General features: G+C 64.9%; 20 protein-coding genes. 7 read left to right on the forward strand and 13 right to left on the reverse strand.

All coding sequences use genetic code 11. The annotated features are described in order from the left end of the window. The first annotated feature begins 168 nt into the window (after nucleotides 1-168). The 4 genes from IC761_RS32585 to IC761_RS32600 all read left to right on the forward strand — a co-directional run bounded on the left by IC761_RS32585 (nucleotide 169) and on the right by IC761_RS32600 (nucleotide 4048). Nucleotides 169-1311 carry a type III PLP-dependent enzyme gene (locus IC761_RS32585; protein ID WP_195800721.1) on the forward strand — a complete coding sequence of 381 codons (1143 nt, stop codon included), beginning with the start codon at nucleotides 169-171 and terminating at the stop codon, nucleotides 1309-1311. 135 nt (nucleotides 1312-1446) lie between these two features. After that, complete coding sequence (locus tag IC761_RS32590; protein ID WP_195800722.1) at nucleotides 1447-2034, forward strand: GNAT family N-acetyltransferase; 588 nt, start codon at nucleotides 1447-1449, stop codon at nucleotides 2032-2034. A gap of 136 nt (nucleotides 2035-2170) precedes the next feature. Then, nucleotides 2171-2560 carry a RidA family protein gene (locus IC761_RS32595; RefSeq protein ID WP_195800723.1) on the forward strand — a complete coding sequence of 130 codons (390 nt, stop codon included), beginning with the start codon at nucleotides 2171-2173 and terminating at the stop codon, nucleotides 2558-2560. A gap of 45 nt (nucleotides 2561-2605) precedes the next feature. Further along, entirely contained in the window at nucleotides 2606-4048 is a 1443-nt protein-coding gene (locus tag IC761_RS32600) for a homospermidine synthase (RefSeq protein ID WP_195800724.1), read from the forward strand. Nucleotides 4049-4154: 106 nt separating this feature from the next. Here IC761_RS32600 and IC761_RS32605 read toward each other — a convergent pair whose 3' ends face one another. The 3 genes from IC761_RS32605 to IC761_RS32615 all read right to left on the reverse strand — a co-directional run bounded on the left by IC761_RS32605 (nucleotide 4155) and on the right by IC761_RS32615 (nucleotide 7015). Beyond that, on the reverse strand, nucleotides 4155-4490 hold the full coding sequence (locus tag IC761_RS32605; protein ID WP_195804847.1) for a hypothetical protein: 336 nt from the start codon (nucleotides 4488-4490) through the stop codon (nucleotides 4155-4157). A gap of 102 nt (nucleotides 4491-4592) precedes the next feature. Next, nucleotides 4593-5309, reverse strand: a complete 717-nt coding sequence (locus IC761_RS32610) for an MgtC/SapB family protein (protein WP_195800725.1) — start codon at nucleotides 5307-5309, stop codon at nucleotides 4593-4595. Between the two features lie 86 nt (nucleotides 5310-5395). Next, nucleotides 5396-7015: a winged helix-turn-helix domain-containing tetratricopeptide repeat protein gene (locus tag IC761_RS32615; RefSeq protein ID WP_195800726.1), complete on the reverse strand. Its 1620-nt coding sequence runs from the start codon at nucleotides 7013-7015 to the stop codon at nucleotides 5396-5398. 269 nt (nucleotides 7016-7284) lie between these two features. On the opposite strand from IC761_RS32615, the gene IC761_RS32620 reads away from it, so the two are divergent. Continuing rightward, complete coding sequence (locus IC761_RS32620; protein WP_195800727.1) at nucleotides 7285-8271, forward strand: Bug family tripartite tricarboxylate transporter substrate binding protein; 987 nt, start codon at nucleotides 7285-7287, stop codon at nucleotides 8269-8271. Between the two features lie 95 nt (nucleotides 8272-8366). After that, entirely contained in the window at nucleotides 8367-9716 is a 1350-nt protein-coding gene (locus tag IC761_RS32625; RefSeq protein ID WP_195800728.1) for an NAD(P)/FAD-dependent oxidoreductase, read from the forward strand. Nucleotides 9717-9761: 45 nt separating this feature from the next. On the opposite strand, the gene IC761_RS32630 is transcribed toward IC761_RS32625, so the two are convergent. The 9 genes from IC761_RS32630 to IC761_RS32670 all read right to left on the reverse strand — a co-directional run bounded on the left by IC761_RS32630 (nucleotide 9762) and on the right by IC761_RS32670 (nucleotide 16662). Further along, the gene (locus IC761_RS32630) at nucleotides 9762-10781 is read right to left on the reverse strand and encodes a WD40 repeat domain-containing protein (protein ID WP_195804848.1); all 1020 of its coding nucleotides are present in this window, start codon (nucleotides 10779-10781) and stop codon (nucleotides 9762-9764) included. Further along, complete coding sequence (locus IC761_RS32635) at nucleotides 10781-11842, reverse strand: CobW family GTP-binding protein (protein ID WP_195800729.1); 1062 nt, start codon at nucleotides 11840-11842, stop codon at nucleotides 10781-10783. The genes IC761_RS32630 and IC761_RS32635 overlap by 1 nt, the downstream gene beginning before the upstream one ends. Before the next feature lie 55 nt (nucleotides 11843-11897). Further along, complete coding sequence (locus IC761_RS32640) at nucleotides 11898-12761, reverse strand: metal ABC transporter solute-binding protein, Zn/Mn family (protein WP_195800730.1); 864 nt, start codon at nucleotides 12759-12761, stop codon at nucleotides 11898-11900. A 2-nt stretch (nucleotides 12762-12763) separates the two neighbouring features. Then, on the reverse strand, nucleotides 12764-13633 hold the full coding sequence (locus IC761_RS32645; RefSeq protein WP_195800731.1) for a metal ABC transporter permease: 870 nt from the start codon (nucleotides 13631-13633) through the stop codon (nucleotides 12764-12766). Nucleotides 13634-13639: 6 nt separating this feature from the next. Continuing rightward, the gene (locus IC761_RS32650) at nucleotides 13640-14392 is read right to left on the reverse strand and encodes a metal ABC transporter ATP-binding protein (protein WP_195800732.1); all 753 of its coding nucleotides are present in this window, start codon (nucleotides 14390-14392) and stop codon (nucleotides 13640-13642) included. Between the two features lie 2 nt (nucleotides 14393-14394). Next, the gene (locus IC761_RS32655) at nucleotides 14395-14640 is read right to left on the reverse strand and encodes a hypothetical protein (protein WP_195800733.1); all 246 of its coding nucleotides are present in this window, start codon (nucleotides 14638-14640) and stop codon (nucleotides 14395-14397) included. A 44-nt stretch (nucleotides 14641-14684) separates the two neighbouring features. Next, a complete protein-coding gene (locus IC761_RS32660) occupies nucleotides 14685-15185 on the reverse strand; it encodes a hypothetical protein (RefSeq protein ID WP_008138982.1) in 501 nt (166 codons plus the stop codon). After that, nucleotides 15182-15793 (reverse strand): permease, encoded by a 612-nt coding sequence (locus tag IC761_RS32665; RefSeq protein ID WP_195800734.1) that lies wholly within the window; start codon nucleotides 15791-15793, stop codon nucleotides 15182-15184. The genes IC761_RS32660 and IC761_RS32665 overlap by 4 nt, the downstream gene beginning before the upstream one ends. Before the next feature lie 272 nt (nucleotides 15794-16065). After that, nucleotides 16066-16662: a superoxide dismutase gene (locus IC761_RS32670; protein ID WP_195800735.1), complete on the reverse strand. Its 597-nt coding sequence runs from the start codon at nucleotides 16660-16662 to the stop codon at nucleotides 16066-16068. Between the two features lie 192 nt (nucleotides 16663-16854). Between IC761_RS32670 and IC761_RS32675 the strand changes: the two genes are divergently transcribed. Beyond that, on the forward strand, nucleotides 16855-17361 hold the full coding sequence (locus IC761_RS32675) for a hypothetical protein (protein ID WP_195800736.1): 507 nt from the start codon (nucleotides 16855-16857) through the stop codon (nucleotides 17359-17361). A gap of 7 nt (nucleotides 17362-17368) precedes the next feature. Here the strand turns inward: IC761_RS32675 and IC761_RS32680 are convergent, their stop codons facing one another. Then, complete coding sequence (locus tag IC761_RS32680) at nucleotides 17369-18826, reverse strand: caspase family protein (protein WP_195800737.1); 1458 nt, start codon at nucleotides 18824-18826, stop codon at nucleotides 17369-17371. Nucleotides 18827-18904: the final 78 nt, after the last annotated feature.

Here is an 18904-nt window from a genome sequence, read left to right on the forward strand (position 1 = left end):
TTCATTGCCAGGTGTGCGGGCGGGAAACTCTCCCAACCAATCCACGGCAGCACAGTCTGGTTTGAGTCTTTTGGCCTCGACGCGCCTCCATCGCGCGGTGTGGCCGGAGCGCTCTTATCCGACGTCACGTTGATGCGGATCCCGTCGCTGGGACCGTTGGAGAGTGCCATGACCGAACGTATCCAGGAATTCCTGCGCAACCGCCGCAAGGATGGCCTCGACACCGAGCCGTGCCTCGTTGTCGACCTCGAAGTCGTGCGCGACAATTACCAGACATTCGCCAAGGCGCTGCCCGACAGCCGCGTGTTCTACGCCGTCAAGGCGAACCCGGCGCCGGAAGTGCTGGCCCTGCTCGCCTCCATGGGCTCCTGCTTCGACACCGCGACCGTCGCCGAGATCGAGATGGCACTGGCTGCCGGTGCGACGCCCGACCGCATCTCGTTCGGCAACACGATCAAGAAGGAGCGCGACATTGCGCGCGCCTTCGCGCTCGGCATCCGGCTGTTCGCGGTGGATTGCGCCGCCGAGGTCGAGAAGGTCTCCCGTGCCGCTCCCGGTGCAAAGGTGTTCTGCCGCATCCTCTATGACTGCGCCGGCGCCGAATGGCCGCTGTCGCGCAAGTTCGGCTGCGACCCGGAGATGGCCGTCGACGTGCTCGACGTCGCCAAGCGCCTGGGCCTGGAGCCGTGCGGCATCTCGTTCCATGTCGGCTCGCAGCAGCGCAAGGTGAAGGCGTGGGACCGTGCGCTGGCGATGGCCTCGCAGGTGTTCCGCGACTGCGCCGAGCGCGGCATCAATCTCTCCATGGTCAACATGGGCGGCGGCTTCCCGACCAAGTACCTGAAGGACGTGCCGCCGGTCGTGACCTACGGCCGCTCGATCTTCCGCGCGCTGCGCAAGCACTTCGGCAACCAGATTCCGGAGACCATCATCGAGCCGGGCCGCGGCATGGTGGGCAACGCCGGCATCATCGAATCCGAGGTCGTGCTCATCTCGAAGAAGAGCGACGAGGACGAGGTGCGCTGGGTCTATCTCGACATCGGCAAGTTCGGCGGTCTCGCCGAGACCATGGACGAGTCGATCCGCTACGCCATCCGCACCCCGCATGACGGTGCGGACATGACGCCGTGCGTGCTCGCGGGCCCGACCTGCGACTCTGCCGACGTGCTGTACGAGAAGAGCCCGTATCCGCTCCCCGTCACCCTCGAGATCGGCGACAAGCTGCTGATCGAAGGCACCGGGGCCTATACGTCGACCTACTCGGCGGTGGCGTTCAACGGCATCCCGCCGCTGAAGACCTACCACATCTAAGCGGCCTCCTTTTTCCGAGGCCTGACGAACCCGGGAGCCGGCTTGCCGGCTCCTCACCTCAACATTTCGATTTCTGACGACGCCTTGGACCGGCGTGCTGCGCGCACGCAGGTCTCAAGCGGGGACTGACGCGCCATGACTGCTTTTCGGAAGCCACAAGTCGCCCTCACCTCGAAAGCCGCTCCGTTCGCGATCCGTGCGGAACGTGCTGTCGACGTCGCCGCCCGTGAAGCGCTGCTGGATGCAAGCTTTGGCGAGAACCGCCATGGCCGCACCTGCCAGCGCCTGCGCGACGGACGTGCACCTGCCGCCGGCCTTGCGCTGTCGGCCGTGCGCGAGGGGACACTCGTGGGAACCGTGCGGTTGTGGCACGTCAGCGCCGGAGGCAGGCCCGCTCTGGTCCTCGGACCACTGGCGGTGGACCCTGCCTGCCGCGAGCTCGGGATCGGCGCCGCGCTGATGCAACAAGCGCTGGCCGCCGCCCGGGCGCGCGGGCATGAAGCCGTGATCCTGCTCGGCGATGCCCCCTATTACGCCCGCTTCGGCTTCTCGGCTGAGAAGACCGGCGCGCTGATGCTGCCCGGCCCGTTCGAGCGCGACCGCCTGCTGGCGATCGAATTTCAGGCCGGTGCGCTGGATGGCGCCGAGGGGATGATCGTGCCGACTGGCGCGGCCGTTTCCACACGGAGGGTCGTTCGCGCCCTCCAGGCGCACGCGGCCTAGGGGATTGCCATGATGGCGACGACCGAAGCCGCGTCCCGCGGCGACGGTCGGCTGCGCCTGTTGCTTTGGGGTTGCGCCGCTCCCGGAAACGCCCTTTAACCCACGAAATTCCCCCTTTCAGTCGAGGCCCAGACCGATGTCCCGTCGCCTGATCTCCACCGGCTCGCCCCTTGAGAAGAGCGTCGGCTACAGCCGCGCCGTGATCGACGGTGATTTCGCCTTCGTCGCGGGAACCACCGGCTACGATTACACCACGATGACGATGCCGGCCGATGTCACGAGCCAGTCACGCAACTGCTTCAAGACCATCGAAGCCGCCCTGAAGGAGGGCGGTTTCGAGATGGCCGATATCGTCCGTGCGACCTACTACGTCACCGACGCCAGCTACATCGATGCCCACTTCGCCGTCTGCGGCGAGGTCCTCGGCGACATCAGGCCGGCTGCGACGTTGCTGGTCGTCACCGCTCTCGCCAAGCCCGAGATGAAGGTCGAGATCGAAGTCACCGCCAAGCGCCGCAGCGCCTGATCCACCCACCCTTTGTCCGCCAGCACGTTCCGGAGAAACCATCCCATGAGCCACCCCTCGCAGATCTACGCGAAGATCACAGGTCCCATCGTCATGGTCGGCTTCGGCTCCATCGGTAAAGGCACCTTGCCGATGATCGAGCGGCATCTCGACTACGACAAGTCGCGCGTCACCGTGATCGATCCCAAGGACGAGGGCCGCAAGGCGCATTGCGAGAAGCAGAATGTCCGCTTCATCCAGAAGGCCGTGACCAAGGACAATTACCGGGACTTGCTGACCCCGCTGCTCACCGAAGGCGGCGGCCAGGGCTTTTGCGTCAATCTGTCGGTCGACACCGGCTCGACCGACATCATGGAGCTCTGCAACGAGCTCGGCGCGCTCTATATCGACACCGTCAACGAGCCCTGGCTCGGCTTCTATTTCGACGCCTCGAAGGGCCCGGAAGCGCGCTCCAACTACGCGCTGCGCGAAGTGACGCTGGCCGCCAAGCGGGCGCGCCCGGCGGGCTCGACCACGGCCGTCTCCTGCTGCGGCGCCAATCCCGGCATGGTCTCGTTTTTCGTCAAGCAGGCGCTGCTCAACGTCGCCGCCGACCTGAAGCTCAATGCCCCGAAGCCGAAGACCAAGGCCGAATGGGCCGACCTGATGCGGCAGGCCGGGATCAAGGGCATCCACATCGCCGAACGCGACACCCAGCGCTCCAAGAAGCCGAAGGAGCCGGACGTGTTCGTCAACACCTGGTCGGTGGAGGGTTTCCTGTCGGAAGGCGTGCAGCCGTCCGAGCTCGGCTGGGGCACCCACGAGACATGGATGCCGGAGAATGCGCGCACCCACGAGGCCGGCTGCGGCGCCGCCATCTATCTGATGCAGCCCGGCGCCAACACGCGTGTGCGCACCTGGTGCCCGACCCGCGGCGCGCAATACGGCTTCCTCGTCACTCACAACGAATCGATCTCGATCTCGGACTACTTCACGGTGCGTGATTCGTCGGGCAAGGCGGTCTACCGGCCGACCTGCCACTATGCCTATCATCCCGCTGACGACGCCGTGCTGTCGCTGCACGAGATGTTCGGCCGCGCCGCCAGGATGCAGGCAAAGCACCACATCCTCGAAGAGGACGAGATCGTCGACGGCATCGACGAGCTCGGCGTGCTCTTGTTCGGCCACGACAACAACGCCTATTGGTACGGCTCGCAGCTCTCGATCGAAGAGACCCGCGCACTCGCGCCCTATCAAAACGCCACCGCCCTGCAAGTGACCTCCGCCGTGCTCGGCGGCATGGTCTGGGCGCTGGAGAACCCGAAGGAAGGCATCGTCGAAGCCGACGAGATGGACTTCGATCGCCTGCTGGAAATCCAGCTGCCCTATCTCGGCCCGGTGAAGGGTTTTTATACCGACTGGACGCCGCTGACGGATCGTCCGGGACTGTTTCCGGAAGATATCGACACCAGCGATCCCTGGCAGTTCCGGAACATTCTGGTGCGGTGAGGGGCGCCAAACAAAAACAGCGAAAACAACCCCATGCACAGTAGAAGGCGCAATGCCTGCGCGACGCGAAACGATGGCGCAAGCGGGGCAAAAACGCCTGTGTTGTCTACTGCTTGTCCTTGATCGCCGGCGCGATCTTCTCGGCCGGAGCCGGCGGTAGCGCCGGCCTCGTGGCGGCGCCCTGCGTCTGCGGATCGGGGCGCGCCGGTTCGGGCGCCGGCGTGGTCGGCCGGTCGCCGCCGGGCTTGGCTTGCGCGGGTGTCTTGCTCTGATCGTCGGACGGCGTGCCCTGGAGCGGCTGCGTCGCCTGCGCCAGCTCCATCCGGCTTTGGGCACGGATTTGCGCGAGCGACATCACCGACACCGCGAGGCCAGCTGCGAACAGCGAGCAGGCGATTGTCAAATCGAGCTTCAGTCTGCGCTTGTTATCCTGGCCGGGCATGTCGGTCACCGCCTTTGTCCGGGAGATCAACGAATTTGCCCGGCTGCGGTTCCGCCGCCGGGAGGACGGGAACCGCACCCTTTGCGCGCCAAAAGGCCGCGCTCAATCCGTCGTGCTGATTTCCCAAGTGGCGTGGCGCACGCCCGGCAGACGTTGCAGATCGACCGCCACGGCGTTCAGCTCGTTGGGGTCGACGGCGGTCGCGACCAGTTCTGCCACGATCTCGATCAAGTCGTCGCCGGTCTCGACCACGTCGACATCGGCCACCGGGTATTTCGCATCCTCGAGCTTGTCGACCAAACGGTCGCGCATATCGGGCAAGGCATCCATCGCGACCGCGAGCTTGAAATAGTAGGTCGCCTCGGACGTCTTCTCATTGAGCGGAATGCGGTTGATGGCGTTGACCAGCGGGCGCAGCAGCGTATTGCCGGCGATGACGAACACGGTCAGCGCCACCGCCTGCGCGACCATGTCGGCGCCGGCGCAGGAGCCGACCGCGGCCGAGGACCACAGCGTCGCTGCGGTATTGAGCCCGCGCACGTCCATGCCCTGCTTCATGATGACGCCGGCCCCCAAGAAGCCGATGCCGGAGACGACATAGGCGATCACCCGCACCGCGCCGTCGGCGCCGTCCAGATGCATGGCAAGATCGACGAAGGCGGACGCGCCCACCGCGACCAGCACGTTGGTGCGCAGGCCCGCGGTGCGCTGCCGGTATTGCCGCTCGGCGCCGATCAGCGTGCCCAGCACGAAGGCCACGAACAGGCTGACCAGCGTGTCGGCGAAGTCGGCAAGCTGGAAGGTGGTCAGAAACCGCATGGCCCCCTCTTACGGTCGAACGTGACGACGGTCAAAGCGCCGGAAGGCCAGCGTGCGTCCAGGTCACACCGGCAACCTCGTGCCGTTCATCCCTCCGGCACCCCGGCCATGCGAAGGCCCTCATACACACGCTCGCGCCCGGCGAGGTAAGCCTGATCGTCGCTCACGGCGCGGGCGCGGTAGCGGCGCAGCGTGAAGGTCGGATTGAGCACAAGGCCCGCCTGCGCGGCGGCCCGCGCCTCGTCCAGTGAGCCGAGCAGCGCCAGGGCGGCGGCGAGAAAGCAATGCGGGATGGGATGGTTTCGGTTGGCCTCGATGCTCCGGCGCAGCCAGGCAACCGCTTCGACGTCGGCGCCGAGCATCAACTTGGCGACACCGACAAACATCGACCACCGATAGGCGTAGTTATCGTAAGGAGAGAGGCGAAGTGCCTCGCGGATATGGGCCTCGGTCTCAACGCTGCGACCGAGAAAGTGCTTGGCGAGACCGATGAAGGCGTGAGCGTCGGCCAAATTGTGATCCAGTGCCAACGCCCGTTCGCATTCGGCGATGCCCTGGACCGCGCGATGGGTAAATGTCTGGACGAGGCCCAGGATGCTATGGGCCCGCGGATGGTTTGGCGCGATGGACAGAGCCCGGATCAAGATTGCCTCGGCCGCAACGAACTGTGCGATCCAGTCGTCGCGCACAAAGTTGGCGCCATTCGCCGCCTTAACCCGCGCCGAACCGACCAGCGCCTCAACGTTTGCGGGATCAAGCGCGAGGGCACGGTCGAAAAAGGCCTGCGCTTGCGTCATGTATTCCGCGGTCGTCCCATTGTTCTCGCAAGCCCAGCCCTGGAAATACAGGTCCATCGCATCAGGATCGGTTGAACGTCCCGCTCGCCGCGCCTCGACCTGAATGAGCTGGGCATTCAGCGTGTTTGCCAGCCGCGATACGATTTCGTCCTGCGTGTCGAACAGATCGGCTATGGGTTTGTCGAACCGCTCGGCCCAGAGGTGATGACCGGTTTCGGCATCGATCAGCTGAACATTCACCCGAAGCCGGTTGCCGCCTCGCTGCACCGAGCCTTCGAGCACATAGCGGACGTTCAGCTCGCGCCCGACCTGCTTTACATCGACGGTTTTGCCCTTGAAAGTGAAAGCGGTGTTACGCGCGATGACGAATGAGCCGCTGATGCGCGAAAGGTCGGTGGTCAGGCTCTCGGTCACGCCGTCGACGAAATAGTCCTGCTCGGGATCACCTCCGATGTTTGCGAATGGCAGCACGACGATGGAAAGACGCGGCGCAGGAACCGACATCGTAACGGTCGCGTCGTCGGGCCGATCCGGACCAGCGATACCCCCGAAGCTCGGTTCTCCAGAACAGGCCGGCAGCACCGCGTCAGCGGGCACCTGCACTTCCTGCACCGCTCCAACAAAACGAAAGCCTTTGCGTTGCAGAGTTTTGATCAGGCGCTGCTTTTCTCCGGAATCGCCAATCACGCTCCGGGCGACATTCAGGCGCGTCGTCAGTGCTGCATCGGATACGACACGGCCGTTCCAAACGGCATTGATGAGGTCGTCCTTGCTCACCACCCGTTCCCTGTTGCGGATCAGGTAGTCGAGCAGATCGAACACCTGAGGGGCAACGGGGACCAGCTTCGCCCCGCGGTAAAGTTCGCGACGGTCGGTGTCGAACGCGTACTCCTCGAAGAGATACCGCAAGCTGGCAATTCCTTGGCGACCTTCCCCGTCGGTCTCGCACCGGTTGCAGCGCAAGAATAAGCCGCTGATGAGGAGAATGTAAGCAGAATGTCAAGAGCGCCCAGCCATGACCTGATAGCGTCCTCAAGAGACAATCCGTGAGTGCGGCCAACGGCCTACCTTACTGCCCGGCCGTACCCCGATTGGCGGTAAAAGATTTAACGCGAGGCCTTTCCGCTTGAATGATCGGCGGCCACGCGTCCAGGAGCGTAAATGCGAGGGAGGTTGTCATGGCATTGAAGACCACGCGCCGCGCCTTTATCGCGACCGGCGCGGCCACTATCGCTTTGTCGTATCATGATCGCGGGTGGACGCAGACCTGGCCATCCAGGCCGATCAAAATCATTTGCGGCTATCCTGCCGGCGGTCTTACGGACTCGCTAGCGCGGATCTACGGCGAGTACCTCTCCCAAAGACTCAGCCAGTCCGTTGTGGTTGAAAACAAGGCGGGCGCCAGCGGTTCCATCGCCGCTGCAGCCGTGAAGCAGTCGCCGCATGATGGCTACACGCTCCTGGTCGCCAACACGGTGACCCTGGCGCAAAGCCGCGTGCTCGTTAAAAGCCTGCCGTACGACGCCGACAAGGACTTCGTCCTCATTTCCTGCATGCCTGCAGGACCTCTGCCGTTCGTCGCCGCCAAGGCGACTAACGTCACGAACTTGAAGGAGCTCGTCGACTACGCCCGCAAGAACGAGACGAACGTCGGGACCTGGGGCCCAGGCTCGCTGCCGCATATCGCCGTTGCGGAGCTCAACAAACAGTATGATCTACGGATGAAAGCCGTGTTCTACCGCGGAGAAGCGCCGATGTGGCAGGATTTCGCCGCCGGCGTGCTCCAGGCGGCGATGGGGAGCTATACCAATACCGTCAATGCGTTGGAATCCGGGACCGGGAAGGCAATCGCCTTGCCAGCAAGGACGCGGAGCAGCAAGCTTCCCGACGTTCCCACCTTTGCCGAGCAGGGGGTCGACTCCAGAATCTTTGCTCTTACCGGTTACATCTTTCTTGCCGGCCCCGCCGGCATGCCACAGGAGATCGTCGAGCGCCTTTCCGACCTGATGATTGAGGCAGGCAGGACTGACAAGATACAGAAGCTGCTCGACTCCTACGGCATCGACGAGTCCGCACAGGGACACATCGCGTTCAGGAAGCTGTACGATAGCGAAACTCCCATCTGGGTGGATGCCACGAGGGCGTTGGGGCTTGCGCCTGAATAGCGTGCGAGCGTGCCGCCGCCCGTGCGCCCTTCAAATGCTTGCGACTTCCGCTGCCGTCGTGTCGATCAAGACATACTTGGAAACGGGAGGTGTCGATGGCATCAACTCCGATCGGCAAGCAGGCTGTCGTGATCGGCGCGGGAGTGGGCGGGCTCGCGGCCGCAGGGGCGCTCGCCGACCGCTTCGAGCAGGTCGTTGTTCTGGAGCGCGACACTCTGCCCTCGGAGCCCACGCATCGCGTCGGGACGCCGCAGGCACGGCATGTGCATGCGTTGCTGCTCAGTGGCCAGCGCGCCCTCGGCGAGTTGTTCCCGGGGTTCGAGCAGGATCTCGCAGGGGCGGGAGGCGTGCGGCTGCAGGCCGGTCTCGATACTCGCGTCGAGCCCCCGGGCTACGATCCCTTCCCGCAACGCGATCTCGGCTGGTACGGATATGCGGCGTCACGGCCCACCATCGAGCACGTCGTGCGGCGTCGGGTCGAAGGCCTCGCCAACATCACGCTGCGCCAGCGCTGCCGGGTCACGGACGTACTGGCGTCGCCAAATGGAGAGGCGGTCACCGGTGTGCGCTGCGAGAACGGCAAGGGCGCGAGCGAGACGATCGCGACAGATCTTGTCGTCGACGCCTCCGGACGCGGCACGCTCACTCTCGCTTTGCTGCAATCGATCGGCCGACCACTGCCCGAGAAGACCACAATCGGCATCGATCTCTCCTATTCCACATGCGTCTTTGCCCTCCCCGACGACGCCCCGACCGAGTGGAAAGGCGTCATCACCTTCGCCGAGGCGCCCCACAACCGTCGGGGTGGCATCTTGCTTCCGCTCGAGGGTAACCGGTGGCTGGCAACCCTTAGCGGCCGCCTCGGTGAGGACCCGCCCGGCGATGCGGAGGGGTTTTTGACGTATGCTCAATCGCTTCGGACGCCGACGATCTACCATGCGATCAAGCGCGCCAGGCGCCTGGACGGGGTCGCGCGCTACGGTTTCCCGGAAAGCGTGCGGCGTCATTTCGAGCGACTCGATGGTTTTCCCCGCGGGCTGTTGCCGATCGGCGACGCAATTTGCCGGTTCAATCCGGTCTACGGGCAAGGCATGAGCGTGGCCGCCCTGGAGGCCTGCCTGCTCCAAGGGCTGCTCGAGAGACTAGCAGGAAACGGCGATCCAATCGCCGGGCTGGCACCTGCTTTCTTCGCCGAAGCGCCGACGCTGATCGAGACGCCGTGGTCCGCGGCCACACTCGACTTCGTGTTTCCCGATACGCGCGGGCAACGTCCGGCGGATTTTGAGATGACGCGCAACTTCGGCATCGCCCTGACCCGGCTCGCCGCCGAAGATCCTGATGTCCACAAGCTAACCATCGAGGTCCAACATCTGCTGAAGCCACGCAGCGTCTATCGCGATCCTGCGCTCGTCGAGCGCGTGCTTGCGAAAATGGCCGAGGCGTGACTCTTGTGGCGAGAGATTGGTCTCGCCGTTTTCGAGACGCGTGCTCTACAGCTCCAAAAGCCCGGCGCTGCCTTCCTCATCCGCGAACGCCAGCAGCGTGCCCTTGGCGTTCCAGGCGAGCCCAGCCACCGGCGGCGTGCCGTTGCGGCGGACCAGGATCTCGGCGCCGTCGTCCATGCGCACCATCAGCACGGTGCCATCGCTGTAGCCGGCGACGAAGATGTCGTTCTTCGGATGACAGGCAACCACCGCCACGCGCGCCTGAAGCGGCGCGAGCATCGCGGGCTCCTTGCCCATCGGGCCGTCCTTGCTGGCGAACGGCCAGATGATGACGGTATCGGCGCCCGAGGTCGCGAGCCCCTTGCCGCCCGCGCTCCAGGACATCGAGCGGACGCGGCCGGGATAGCCGGTCATGCGCATGTGCCTGTTGTCGGCGAGACGCCAGCCATGCAGCGCCGCCTCGTGCATGGTGGTGACCAGGAATTTGTTGTCCGGGCTGAAGGTGACGCCGAGATGCGAGCCGGCCCAAGGCAGGAATTCGGCCGAGCCTTCCATATTGGGAAACCACAGCGTCGCACCGTTGTAATGGGCGATCGCGAGCCGCAGGCCTTTTGGCGCGAAGGCGAGCCCGCCGACGGTCGAAGGCACCTCGAGCGACTTTTCCTCGGCCTTGCCGCTCTTAACGGTCGCGGTCTTGCCGGCCGACCAGGCGAAAGCGCCGTCGGGATGCAGCGCCACCGCGTCGATCCAGCGGCGCTTGGGATCGGTCGCAAGCAGCGTCACCTCGCCCTTGGCGTCGAGCGCAACGACCTTGCCGTCATCGCCGCCCATGACAAGGCGCTTGCCGTCAGAGGCGGTCGAGAGAATGCCGCCGCTGTGAACGGCAACGGTGGTGATCTCACCCTTGGCGTCGACAAACGCGACGTTCTCCTCGCCGCCAACGAAGGCCGCACGAGCCCCGAGGAAATGCACCGAGGTCACGCCCATGCCGAGCGTAACAGGCTTGACGCGGTCGGTGACGGAGACGATCGAGGCGGAATCGGGAGGGGGCGTAAACTCTTTCATCACGAGACGATGCAGCTCTCAAAGCCCTCGCGAATGGCCTGTTCCGGCAATTCGCGGCCGATGAAGACGAGGCGGCTCTCGCGCGGCTCGCCGTCCTTCCACTTCCGCTGGTGGTTGCCCTCCAGCATCATGTGGACGCCCTGGAACACGTAGCGGTCCTCATCGTCCTGGAAGGCGAGGATGCCCTTGGAGCGCAGGATCTTGCCGCCCTCGACCTGCACCAAATTCTGGAGCCAGGGCATGAACACGTTCGGATCCAGCGGCTTGTCGGTCTTGAGCGACAGCGACTGCATGTCCTCGTCGTGATAGTGCTTCAGGCCGTGACCGTGACCTTGGCCGTGATCATGGTGGTGATGATGGTCGTGGCCGTCGTGGTGGTGATGATCATGGTCATGATCGTCGCCGGCTTCGAGGAAATCCGGCTCGATGTCGAGGATGCGGTCGAGATCGAACGCGCCGCGATCGAGCACGTCGGCGAGCGCCACCGAGCAGCGCTCGGTGCGGTGCAGCTTGGCATAGGGATTGATGCCGCGGATGCGGGCCTCGACCTCGGCAAGCTCCGGCTTGGTGACGAGATCGGTCTTGTTCAGCACGATGACGTCGGCGAAGGCGATCTGGTTCTTGGCCTCGGGCGCGTCCTTGAGCCGGTCGGACAGCCATTTGGCGTCGGCGACCGTGACGACGGCATCGAGGCGGGCGTGCTTCTGTACGTCCTCGTCGACGAAGAAGGTCTGGGCGACCGGCGCCGGATCGGCAAGGCCGGTGGTCTCGACGATGATGGCGTCGAACTTGCCCTTGCGCTTCATCAAGCCGTCCATGATGCGGACGAGGTCGCCGCGCACGGTGCAGCAGATGCAGCCGTTGTTCATCTCGAACACTTCCTCGTCGGCGCCGATGATGAGGTCGTTGTCGATGCCGATCTCGCCGAATTCGTTGACGATGACGGCGTATTTCTTGCCGTGGTTTTCCGACAGGATGCGGTTCAGCAGCGTGGTCTTGCCGGCGCCGAGATAGCCGGTCAGGACGGTCACGGGAATTTTGGAGGCGGTCGCTTCAGACATAAGAACTCCGACTTCGGGCTTTTCCGCGCGACGCGAGGCGGGGTGGCCCCCTGCCCTAGTGGTCAAGCGCGCTGGTCAGGGCCTTTATATTGTGCCTGACCATGTCAATGTAAGTGGGGGCAAGGCCCTTTTCGCCGGTCAAGCCGTCCGAAATCAGGGTCCCGCCGACCCTGGCCCCGGTCTCGGCCGCGATCCGCCGGATCAGCCGGTCATCGCTGATATTTTCCAGAAAAACCGCCGGGATTTTTTGGGCCTTGATCTGGCCGATGATGGCCGCGATGTCCCGTGCGCTGGGCTCGGTTTCGGTCGAAACGCCGAGCGGCGCGATGAACTGGATGCCGTATTCGGCGGCAAAGTAGCCGAAGGCGTTGTGTGTGGAGATCACCTTGCGCCGCTCCGGCGGGATTTTGGCCACGGCCTCGCGGACCTCGCGGTCCAGCGTTTCGAGCTTTTCCAGATAGGCTTTTGCCTGGGCGCGGAAGAGCTCCGCGTCGTCCGGGTCGGCGGCGGCAAGCGCGTTGGCGATGTCGGTCACATAGATTTTGGCGTTGGAGACGGACTGCCAGGCATGCGGATCGGCACCCGAGCCGAGCTTATGCGGGGCAATGCCGGCGCTCGCGGTGACGATCGTCGCCTTGCTACCTGCGGATTGCACGAGGCGCGGCAGCCAGCCCTCCAGCCCGAGCCCATTGACGATGACGAGCCTTGCGTCGGCGATCCGCTTCGCATCGCCTGGGGCCGGTGTGTAGACGTGGACGTCGCTGTCGGGGCCGACCAGCGTCGTGACGTTGACGCGGTCGCCGCCGATGGTGCGGACGAAATCGCCGAGGATGGAGAAGCTCGCAACGACGTTGAGCCGCTCGGCGGCGTGCAGCGGCGAGGCGATCAGCAGGAGTACGCAAAGCAGGAGGCGCCGCATCGTCACGCTTCCAGATGCCGGCGGGGAAACAGCTGCCGGACGATACCGCCGACGCGGCCGAACAGCACGGAGACGATGTAGAGCACGGTCGCCACCAGAATGATCGCGGGCCCTGAGGGCACACGGGTCTGGAACGACAGCACGAGGCCGGCATAGCCGGAGACCGCGGCGGCAACCACGGCGATGCAGATCATCGCGGTGAGATCGCGCGACCAGAACCGCGCAATGCCCGCGGGGAGGATCATGAGGCCGACCGCGAGCAAGGTGCCGAGCGCCTGAAAGCCGTTGACGAGGTTGATGACGACCAGCGCGAGGAAGGCGAGATGCGCCGGGCCACCGGCGCGACTCACGGTTCGCAGGAACAGCGGATCGACGCTCTCGATTACCAGGGGGCGATAGATCACGGCCAGCACCAGCAACGTCACCGTGGCGTTGAAGGCGACCACCAGCAGCGTCTGGTCGTCCATCGCGAGGATGTTGCCGAACAGGACGTGGAGCAGATCGATATTGGTGCCCTTGATCGAGACGATGGTGACGCCGAGCGCCAGCGAGGCCAGATAGAAGGTCGCGAGCGAGGCGTCCTCCTTGAGCCCGGTCGAGCGCGCGACGACGCCGGCGAGGATCGCGACCGCAAAGCCGGCGATCAGGCCGCCGGCCGTCATCGCGAACAGATTGAGGCCAGACAGCAGGAAGCCGACGGCGGCGCCGGGCAGGATCGCATGGGCCATGGCATCGCCAACGAGGCTCATCCGTCGCAGCATCAGGAACACGCCGATCGGTGCGCCCGCCAGCGACAGTGCGATCGCGGCGGCAAGCGCGCGCCGCATGAACTCGAATTCGGTGAACGGGCCGATCAGTGCGTCATAGACCATCTGTCATCACGCCGCCTGCGAGCGTCCGTCCTCGGCGCAGGCCGTGGCACTGTCGTCGAAGGCCTCGCACATCCGCATTGCGACCAGCAGGTTTTCCGGCGTCAGCACCTCTGCCGTCGGGCCCCAGGCCACGGGGCCGCGCGCCAAAATCAACGTCTCGCTGAAATGGTTGCGCACCATCTCCATGTCGTGCAGCGCGGCGAGCACGGTGCGGCCTTCGCCATGCCAGTGCTTCACCAGCGCGAGCAGATCGGCAATGGTCTTGCTGTCGATGGCGTTGAAGGGCTCGTCGAGCACGATCAGCGCCGCATCCTGGAGCAGCACGCGCGCGAACAGCACGCGCTGCATCTGTCCGCCGGAGAGCGTGCCGATCGGGCGATTCTCAAAGCCATTGAGGCCGACGGCCGCAATCGTGCGCAGGATCTTTTCGCGCGCGGCCTTGCCGATGCCGCCGAACAGGCCGGTCGCGCGCCACAGCCCGGTCGCGACGAAGTCGAACACCGAGATCGGGAAGCTGCGGTCGATCTCCGCGCTCTGCGGCAGATAGGCGATGTCGCGGGCGTCGAGCCCGCCGAGATGGATGCTGCCGTCCAGCGGCCGGAGAATGCCGACGATGCCACGGAGCAACGTCGACTTGCCGGCGCCGTTCGGGCCGATCACCGCGACCAGCGCACCGGAGGCGATTTCGCCGTTGAGATGATGCACGGCCGGGTGGCGGTCATAGCCGAGCGTGACGTTGTGGAAGCGGAGCGCCGCCATGGTCACCTCATCGCCAGCAAGACGATGCCCCAGAGCACGGCGCAGACGGCAACCGCGGCCGAGAGGCGGGCGGCCATGGTCATGCGCAGGATCGACCACGGCGCCGCCTGGGCCGGATGCGGCGAGGCCGCATCGTGGACATGGGCGTGGGTGTGGTCATGCCCGTGCGAATGCCCGTGGTCGTGATGATGGCCATGAGCATGAGCATGGTCGTGATGATGATGGGCAGAGGACGCGGCAGGAACCATGCAAAAGACGTTATATTATAACATTACCCCTGTCCACGGCCGGCTCAGGGCTTGCCGATCACCATTGCGATGGCGGCGGCCACGAACGGGAACGGCACCGACACCGCGCAGCGGAACCAGACGAAACGGGCCGGCATGAACGGGATCTCCCACAAAATCACCCGCTGAAAGGCGAACAAGGCCCAGGCGACGACATAGGCCACCACCTGGGGCACCCCGCCGCCGGACTTCAGCGCCACGGTGCCGATGGAAAAGCCGATCACGGGACCGCCCGGCGTGGCCGCGCCGGCGACCACGGCGGTCGCAACGCCCAGCCAGCCGCTGTCCGGCCCGAGCCAGCCGGTGATCACCTCCTGCGGGATGATGGCGGCGATGTAGCCGGAGCCGATCACGCCCAGCGCAATCCGCGGCACGATGTTGATGAAGTCCATCGAGCCTTCGCGCAGCGAGGCCTTGAACACCGGCGGGCCGCGGCGGAAGGCGATCAGGCCGACGCCGAACACCGAGCCCCACAGCAGGATGTCGATCAGAAGCGCCGCGCTCAAGTCTCGTCGTCCTTCGCGGCGGGCTTCGGATAGATCCGGACATAGACGAAGCGGCCGAGCGCGCCGGCGAGCACCGGCAGCGGCAGCGAGATCACGATCCGCCACAGCGTGAAATCGGTGCCCATGATCGGGATCTCCCAGGCCACCGCCCGGCCGTAACCGATCAGCGTCCAGCTCACGACCATGGCGATGGTGGCGCCGAAATCGGCACCGACCGCGAGCAGCGCGCTCGCCACCGGATAGGCGGTGAAGGGGCCGCCGGGCAGGATCGCGCCGAAGGCGGTGCCGATCAAAAGCCCCATCAGGCCGGATTTCGGCCCGAGCGCGCGCGAGACTTTCTCGTGCGGCAGGATTTCCGAGATGAAGGCCCCTAACAGGCAGCCCGCCAGCACGCGCGGCAGGATGCCGCCGAACAGCGAGAGATCGTGGGTGAGAATGTCGAGGACGCCGCTGGCGCCGTCACGGCGCCAGACGAGACCCGCGCTCACCGCCACCAACGCGGCGATGATGATGGTCGACCAGCCGATCGGCTTGCGCACACGCCCCGGCCGCCGCTCGGACTCAGCGTCCTCGGCAGGCGCCGGATTGTTCGGGGAAGGGTCTGACAATGGGCCGGGATCGACTGGATGGGATGGCCACCCTGATTAAGGGCGACGTCGAGGTGATGCAAACGGAACGATGACAGGCCCATACGCGCCTTGCGCAGGGCTGTACCAGGGGCAAGACGCCAGGCGATCGGGCCGAACCGGCGCGGCATCGGGAATTCACCTCTCCCCGCTGGGGAGAGGTGAACCGCGCCCGTATGCGTCGATCCAAAATTCCGCACAGCAAAAAGGCGGCCGCGTGAGCGACCGCCTTTCGCGATTCCGATGAGGCTAACTCACGCCTTGTCGAACAGGGACTCGACGTATTCCCAGTTCACGAGGTTCTCGACGAACGCCTTGAGATAGTCCGGACGGCGGTTGCGATAGTCGATGTAGTAGGAGTGCTCCCAGACGTCACAGCCGAGGATCGGGGTGGCGCCATGCACCAGCGGATTCTCGCCGTTCGGGGTCTTGGAGATCTCGAGCTTGCCACCCTTGACCTGGAGCCAGCACCAGCCGGAGCCGAACTGGCCGACGCCGGCCGCCTGGAAATCGGTCTTGAACTTCTCGAAGCCGCCGAGGTCCTCGTTGATCTTCTTCTCGAGCTTGCCGGGCAGCTTGGTGCCGCCGCCGTTCGGCTTCATCCAGCTCCAGAAGTGGATGTGGTTGTAGTGCTGGCCGGCATTGTTGAACACCGCGGGGTTCTTGCCGAACGAGCCCTTGACGATCTCCTCAAGGGACTTGTCTTCCCATTCGGTGCCCTTGAGCGCGTTGTTGCCGTTGGTGACGTAGGCCTGATGATGCTTGTCGTGGTGGAATTCCAGCGTCTCCTTCGACATGAACTGGCCGAGGGCGTCATAGGCGTAAGGAAGGGGGGGCAGCGTGAATGTCATGGGTTGTTGTCCGCAACTGGTGGGGAACGTTCTAACGGTCACCCCTTATAGAAGGTTCCTCCGCCGTTAAATACCGCCAATTTGCGAAAAGGCGTGATTGCTGCGGCATGGCCCATTTGCGTCCCAGCGGCCGATGGCCTTAAATTCTCAAATTATTATTGCGAATGAAAAGCTTAACTTGAGGGGGTTGAAATGTCGGGATTCAGGTCCGCCTGTATTTTCACCACGCTCGCCAGTTTCGTCCTTTTGATGCCGGCAAAAAGCGAAGCCGCCGGCGTCACCGCGCGCGCCAAGTTCTCGTTCGACGCGTTGGCCGATTGCGAGCAACCTTCCGTGAAGGATTTTCCGGTCCATGCCGAGGGCACCGGCGAACTCTCGACGGACCGCACCGCGACGCTCGATATGCAATCCAATATCGAGGGCCACACGCAATACACGGCGAAGCTCGGCGCCAAGCCGACGGAAGCCGCAGGAGGCTCCGCCGCGCTTCGCGTGGCGGGCAAGCACACCCTGAAGGCCATCCGCGAATATCCGAACAACTACATCATCGTCTACATGACGGTGATCGGCAATGCTTGCTCGCTGCGGATCGAGAACCGGCTGAAGCCGGGCAAGCGGCAATATGCCTTCCAGGGCAAGAGCGGGACCGCGCTCTGCTCGAAGCCGCGGATCGTTCGCAGCGAGTGCACGCCGTATTGAGCGGCACCTATTCGCAGAAAGAGTTGCCGCCATAGACGAAGCAATGGCGGCCGCCGCCTCCAGTGCCGCGCCGTGGGGTGGTTGTCGCCTTGCGTTCGGGACGCTTCTCGCAACTGTTCTTGGCGCCGAGCACATAGCCTTCGTCGCAGACGATCTTGACGCAAGCATCCCCGGCAGCGCGGAAGCCGCGGTCACATTCGAGCGGACAGACGCGCCCGGCTTTGGCGCGCACGCTGTCCAGCGCATCGAGACTTGCGAGCTTGATGTCGAATTTGGTGCCGGCATTGTCATTGAACGCGGCAAGCGCCCGCCGCGCCGATGCGTCCCAGTCGCCGCCGACGTCACCCGTCTTGCAGCCGACGCGCTTCAGCTCGGCCTGAAGCAGCCGTGGAAGGTCCGGCGGCAGCGACCGCTCCTGCGTGGTTTCGGCCGGGGCGCGGGATGCGACCGCGACCTCCGCCGGCTTGGCCTGCTCGACCACAGGGGGCGACGCCGGCTTGACCTCGACGTCCGCCACCGGGACCGGCGGCCTGCCCCGCTCCAGCTTGTTGCGCTGGGCCCTGGCGAGATCGGCATAGAAGCCGTTGGGATGGGCCGCGATGAAGGAATCCCAGGCTTCCCGTGTGCTGACGCGCTCGGCAAGCTCGTAGTCGGCGCGGATATCGGCGTTGGCCACCGGCACTGGTGCCGGCGCCACCGCCGGCACCAGCACGACGTCATTGCCACCGAGCGAGCCATAGACGAACGGCTCCTGCTTGTTGCCGGTCGCATTCATCACGTCATCGCGAACCAGCCGGAACGCCTTGCCGAGCTCGAGGCCGGGCGTCGCGAGATATTTCAGCAGCGCGGTCGTGAAGGGGCTGTTCCTGGTGTCGCCATCCTGGGCGGTCGATCCGCCCTTGGCCGCGAACGCGATGAGGGTGTTCGGCCGCGACGGCTCGACACCCGCAAGACCGCGGCCAAGCGAGCGCGAGGCCACCGTCCGCTTCATGCTCTTGACGAAGGGATTGTCACGGCAGGCATCGAGAATCACGAGACGCAACTGCTTGGCCGGCTCGATCGCCTGCAGGATCCGGTCGAGCGCGATCGCCTCGTCATAGGCGTCGGTGTCGCGCTCCAGCACGGCATCGACCGGAATGAGATAATTGGTCCCGTCGACCTCCATGCCGTGGCCGGCATAATAGATCACAGCGATGTCGGCATCGCGGGTTTTTTCGGTGAAGTCGCGCAGCGCGCGCCGCATGTCGGTGTTATTCAGGTCGCGCCGGCTCTCCACGACGTCGAAGGCGGCTTTCCTGAACAGGTCCGCGATGGCGCCGGCGTCGTTGGCCGGATTGGCCAGCGCAACGACATTCTGGTAGTTGGAATTGCCGACCACGAAAGCGAGGCGCTTGTCGGCCAACGCTGGGCGGCCGGCGCAGCAAACCAGCAAGACCATCAGCAGAGGAGCGACCAGCCGGCGCATCGAAACTCCCGTGTCTCACGGGGCAAGCATAGCACCCGTCTCTATCCCGGCAACTGACCGCCGTCTGTGATAGAGATC

This window comes from Bradyrhizobium commune (assembly GCF_015624505.1).
Lineage (GTDB): Bacteria > Pseudomonadota > Alphaproteobacteria > Rhizobiales > Xanthobacteraceae > Bradyrhizobium > Bradyrhizobium commune.

What these genes read in the sequence shown, in the direction of transcription:
- IC761_RS32655 (WP_195800733.1), bottom strand. Translation starts at nt 14,640, where the DNA reads ATGGTTCCTGCCGCGTCCTCTGCCCATCATCATCACGACCATGCTCAT.
- IC761_RS32680 (WP_195800737.1), bottom strand. Translation starts at nt 18,826, where the DNA reads ATGCGCCGGCTGGTCGCTCCTCTGCTGATGGTCTTGCTGGTTTGCTGC.
- IC761_RS32610 (WP_195800725.1), bottom strand. Translation starts at nt 5,309, where the DNA reads ATGCGGTTTCTGACCACCTTCCAGCTTGCCGACTTCGCCGACACGCTG.
- IC761_RS32645 (WP_195800731.1), bottom strand. Translation starts at nt 13,633, where the DNA reads ATGGTCTATGACGCACTGATCGGCCCGTTCACCGAATTCGAGTTCATG.
- IC761_RS32625 (WP_195800728.1), top strand. Translation starts at nt 8,367, where the DNA reads ATGGCATCAACTCCGATCGGCAAGCAGGCTGTCGTGATCGGCGCGGGA.
- IC761_RS32620 (WP_195800727.1), top strand. Translation starts at nt 7,285, where the DNA reads ATGGCATTGAAGACCACGCGCCGCGCCTTTATCGCGACCGGCGCGGCC.
- IC761_RS32595 (WP_195800723.1), top strand. Translation starts at nt 2,171, where the DNA reads ATGTCCCGTCGCCTGATCTCCACCGGCTCGCCCCTTGAGAAGAGCGTC.
- IC761_RS32640 (WP_195800730.1), bottom strand. Translation starts at nt 12,761, where the DNA reads ATGCGGCGCCTCCTGCTTTGCGTACTCCTGCTGATCGCCTCGCCGCTG.
- IC761_RS32630 (WP_195804848.1), bottom strand. Translation starts at nt 10,781, where the DNA reads ATGAAAGAGTTTACGCCCCCTCCCGATTCCGCCTCGATCGTCTCCGTC.
- IC761_RS32590 (WP_195800722.1), top strand. Translation starts at nt 1,447, where the DNA reads ATGACTGCTTTTCGGAAGCCACAAGTCGCCCTCACCTCGAAAGCCGCT.
- IC761_RS32605 (WP_195804847.1), bottom strand. Translation starts at nt 4,490, where the DNA reads ATGCCCGGCCAGGATAACAAGCGCAGACTGAAGCTCGATTTGACAATC.
- IC761_RS32675 (WP_195800736.1), top strand. Translation starts at nt 16,855, where the DNA reads ATGTCGGGATTCAGGTCCGCCTGTATTTTCACCACGCTCGCCAGTTTC.
- IC761_RS32600 (WP_195800724.1), top strand. Translation starts at nt 2,606, where the DNA reads ATGAGCCACCCCTCGCAGATCTACGCGAAGATCACAGGTCCCATCGTC.
- IC761_RS32650 (WP_195800732.1), bottom strand. Translation starts at nt 14,392, where the DNA reads ATGGCGGCGCTCCGCTTCCACAACGTCACGCTCGGCTATGACCGCCAC.
- IC761_RS32635 (WP_195800729.1), bottom strand. Translation starts at nt 11,842, where the DNA reads ATGTCTGAAGCGACCGCCTCCAAAATTCCCGTGACCGTCCTGACCGGC.
- IC761_RS32670 (WP_195800735.1), bottom strand. Translation starts at nt 16,662, where the DNA reads ATGACATTCACGCTGCCCCCCCTTCCTTACGCCTATGACGCCCTCGGC.
- IC761_RS32585 (WP_195800721.1), top strand. Translation starts at nt 169, where the DNA reads ATGACCGAACGTATCCAGGAATTCCTGCGCAACCGCCGCAAGGATGGC.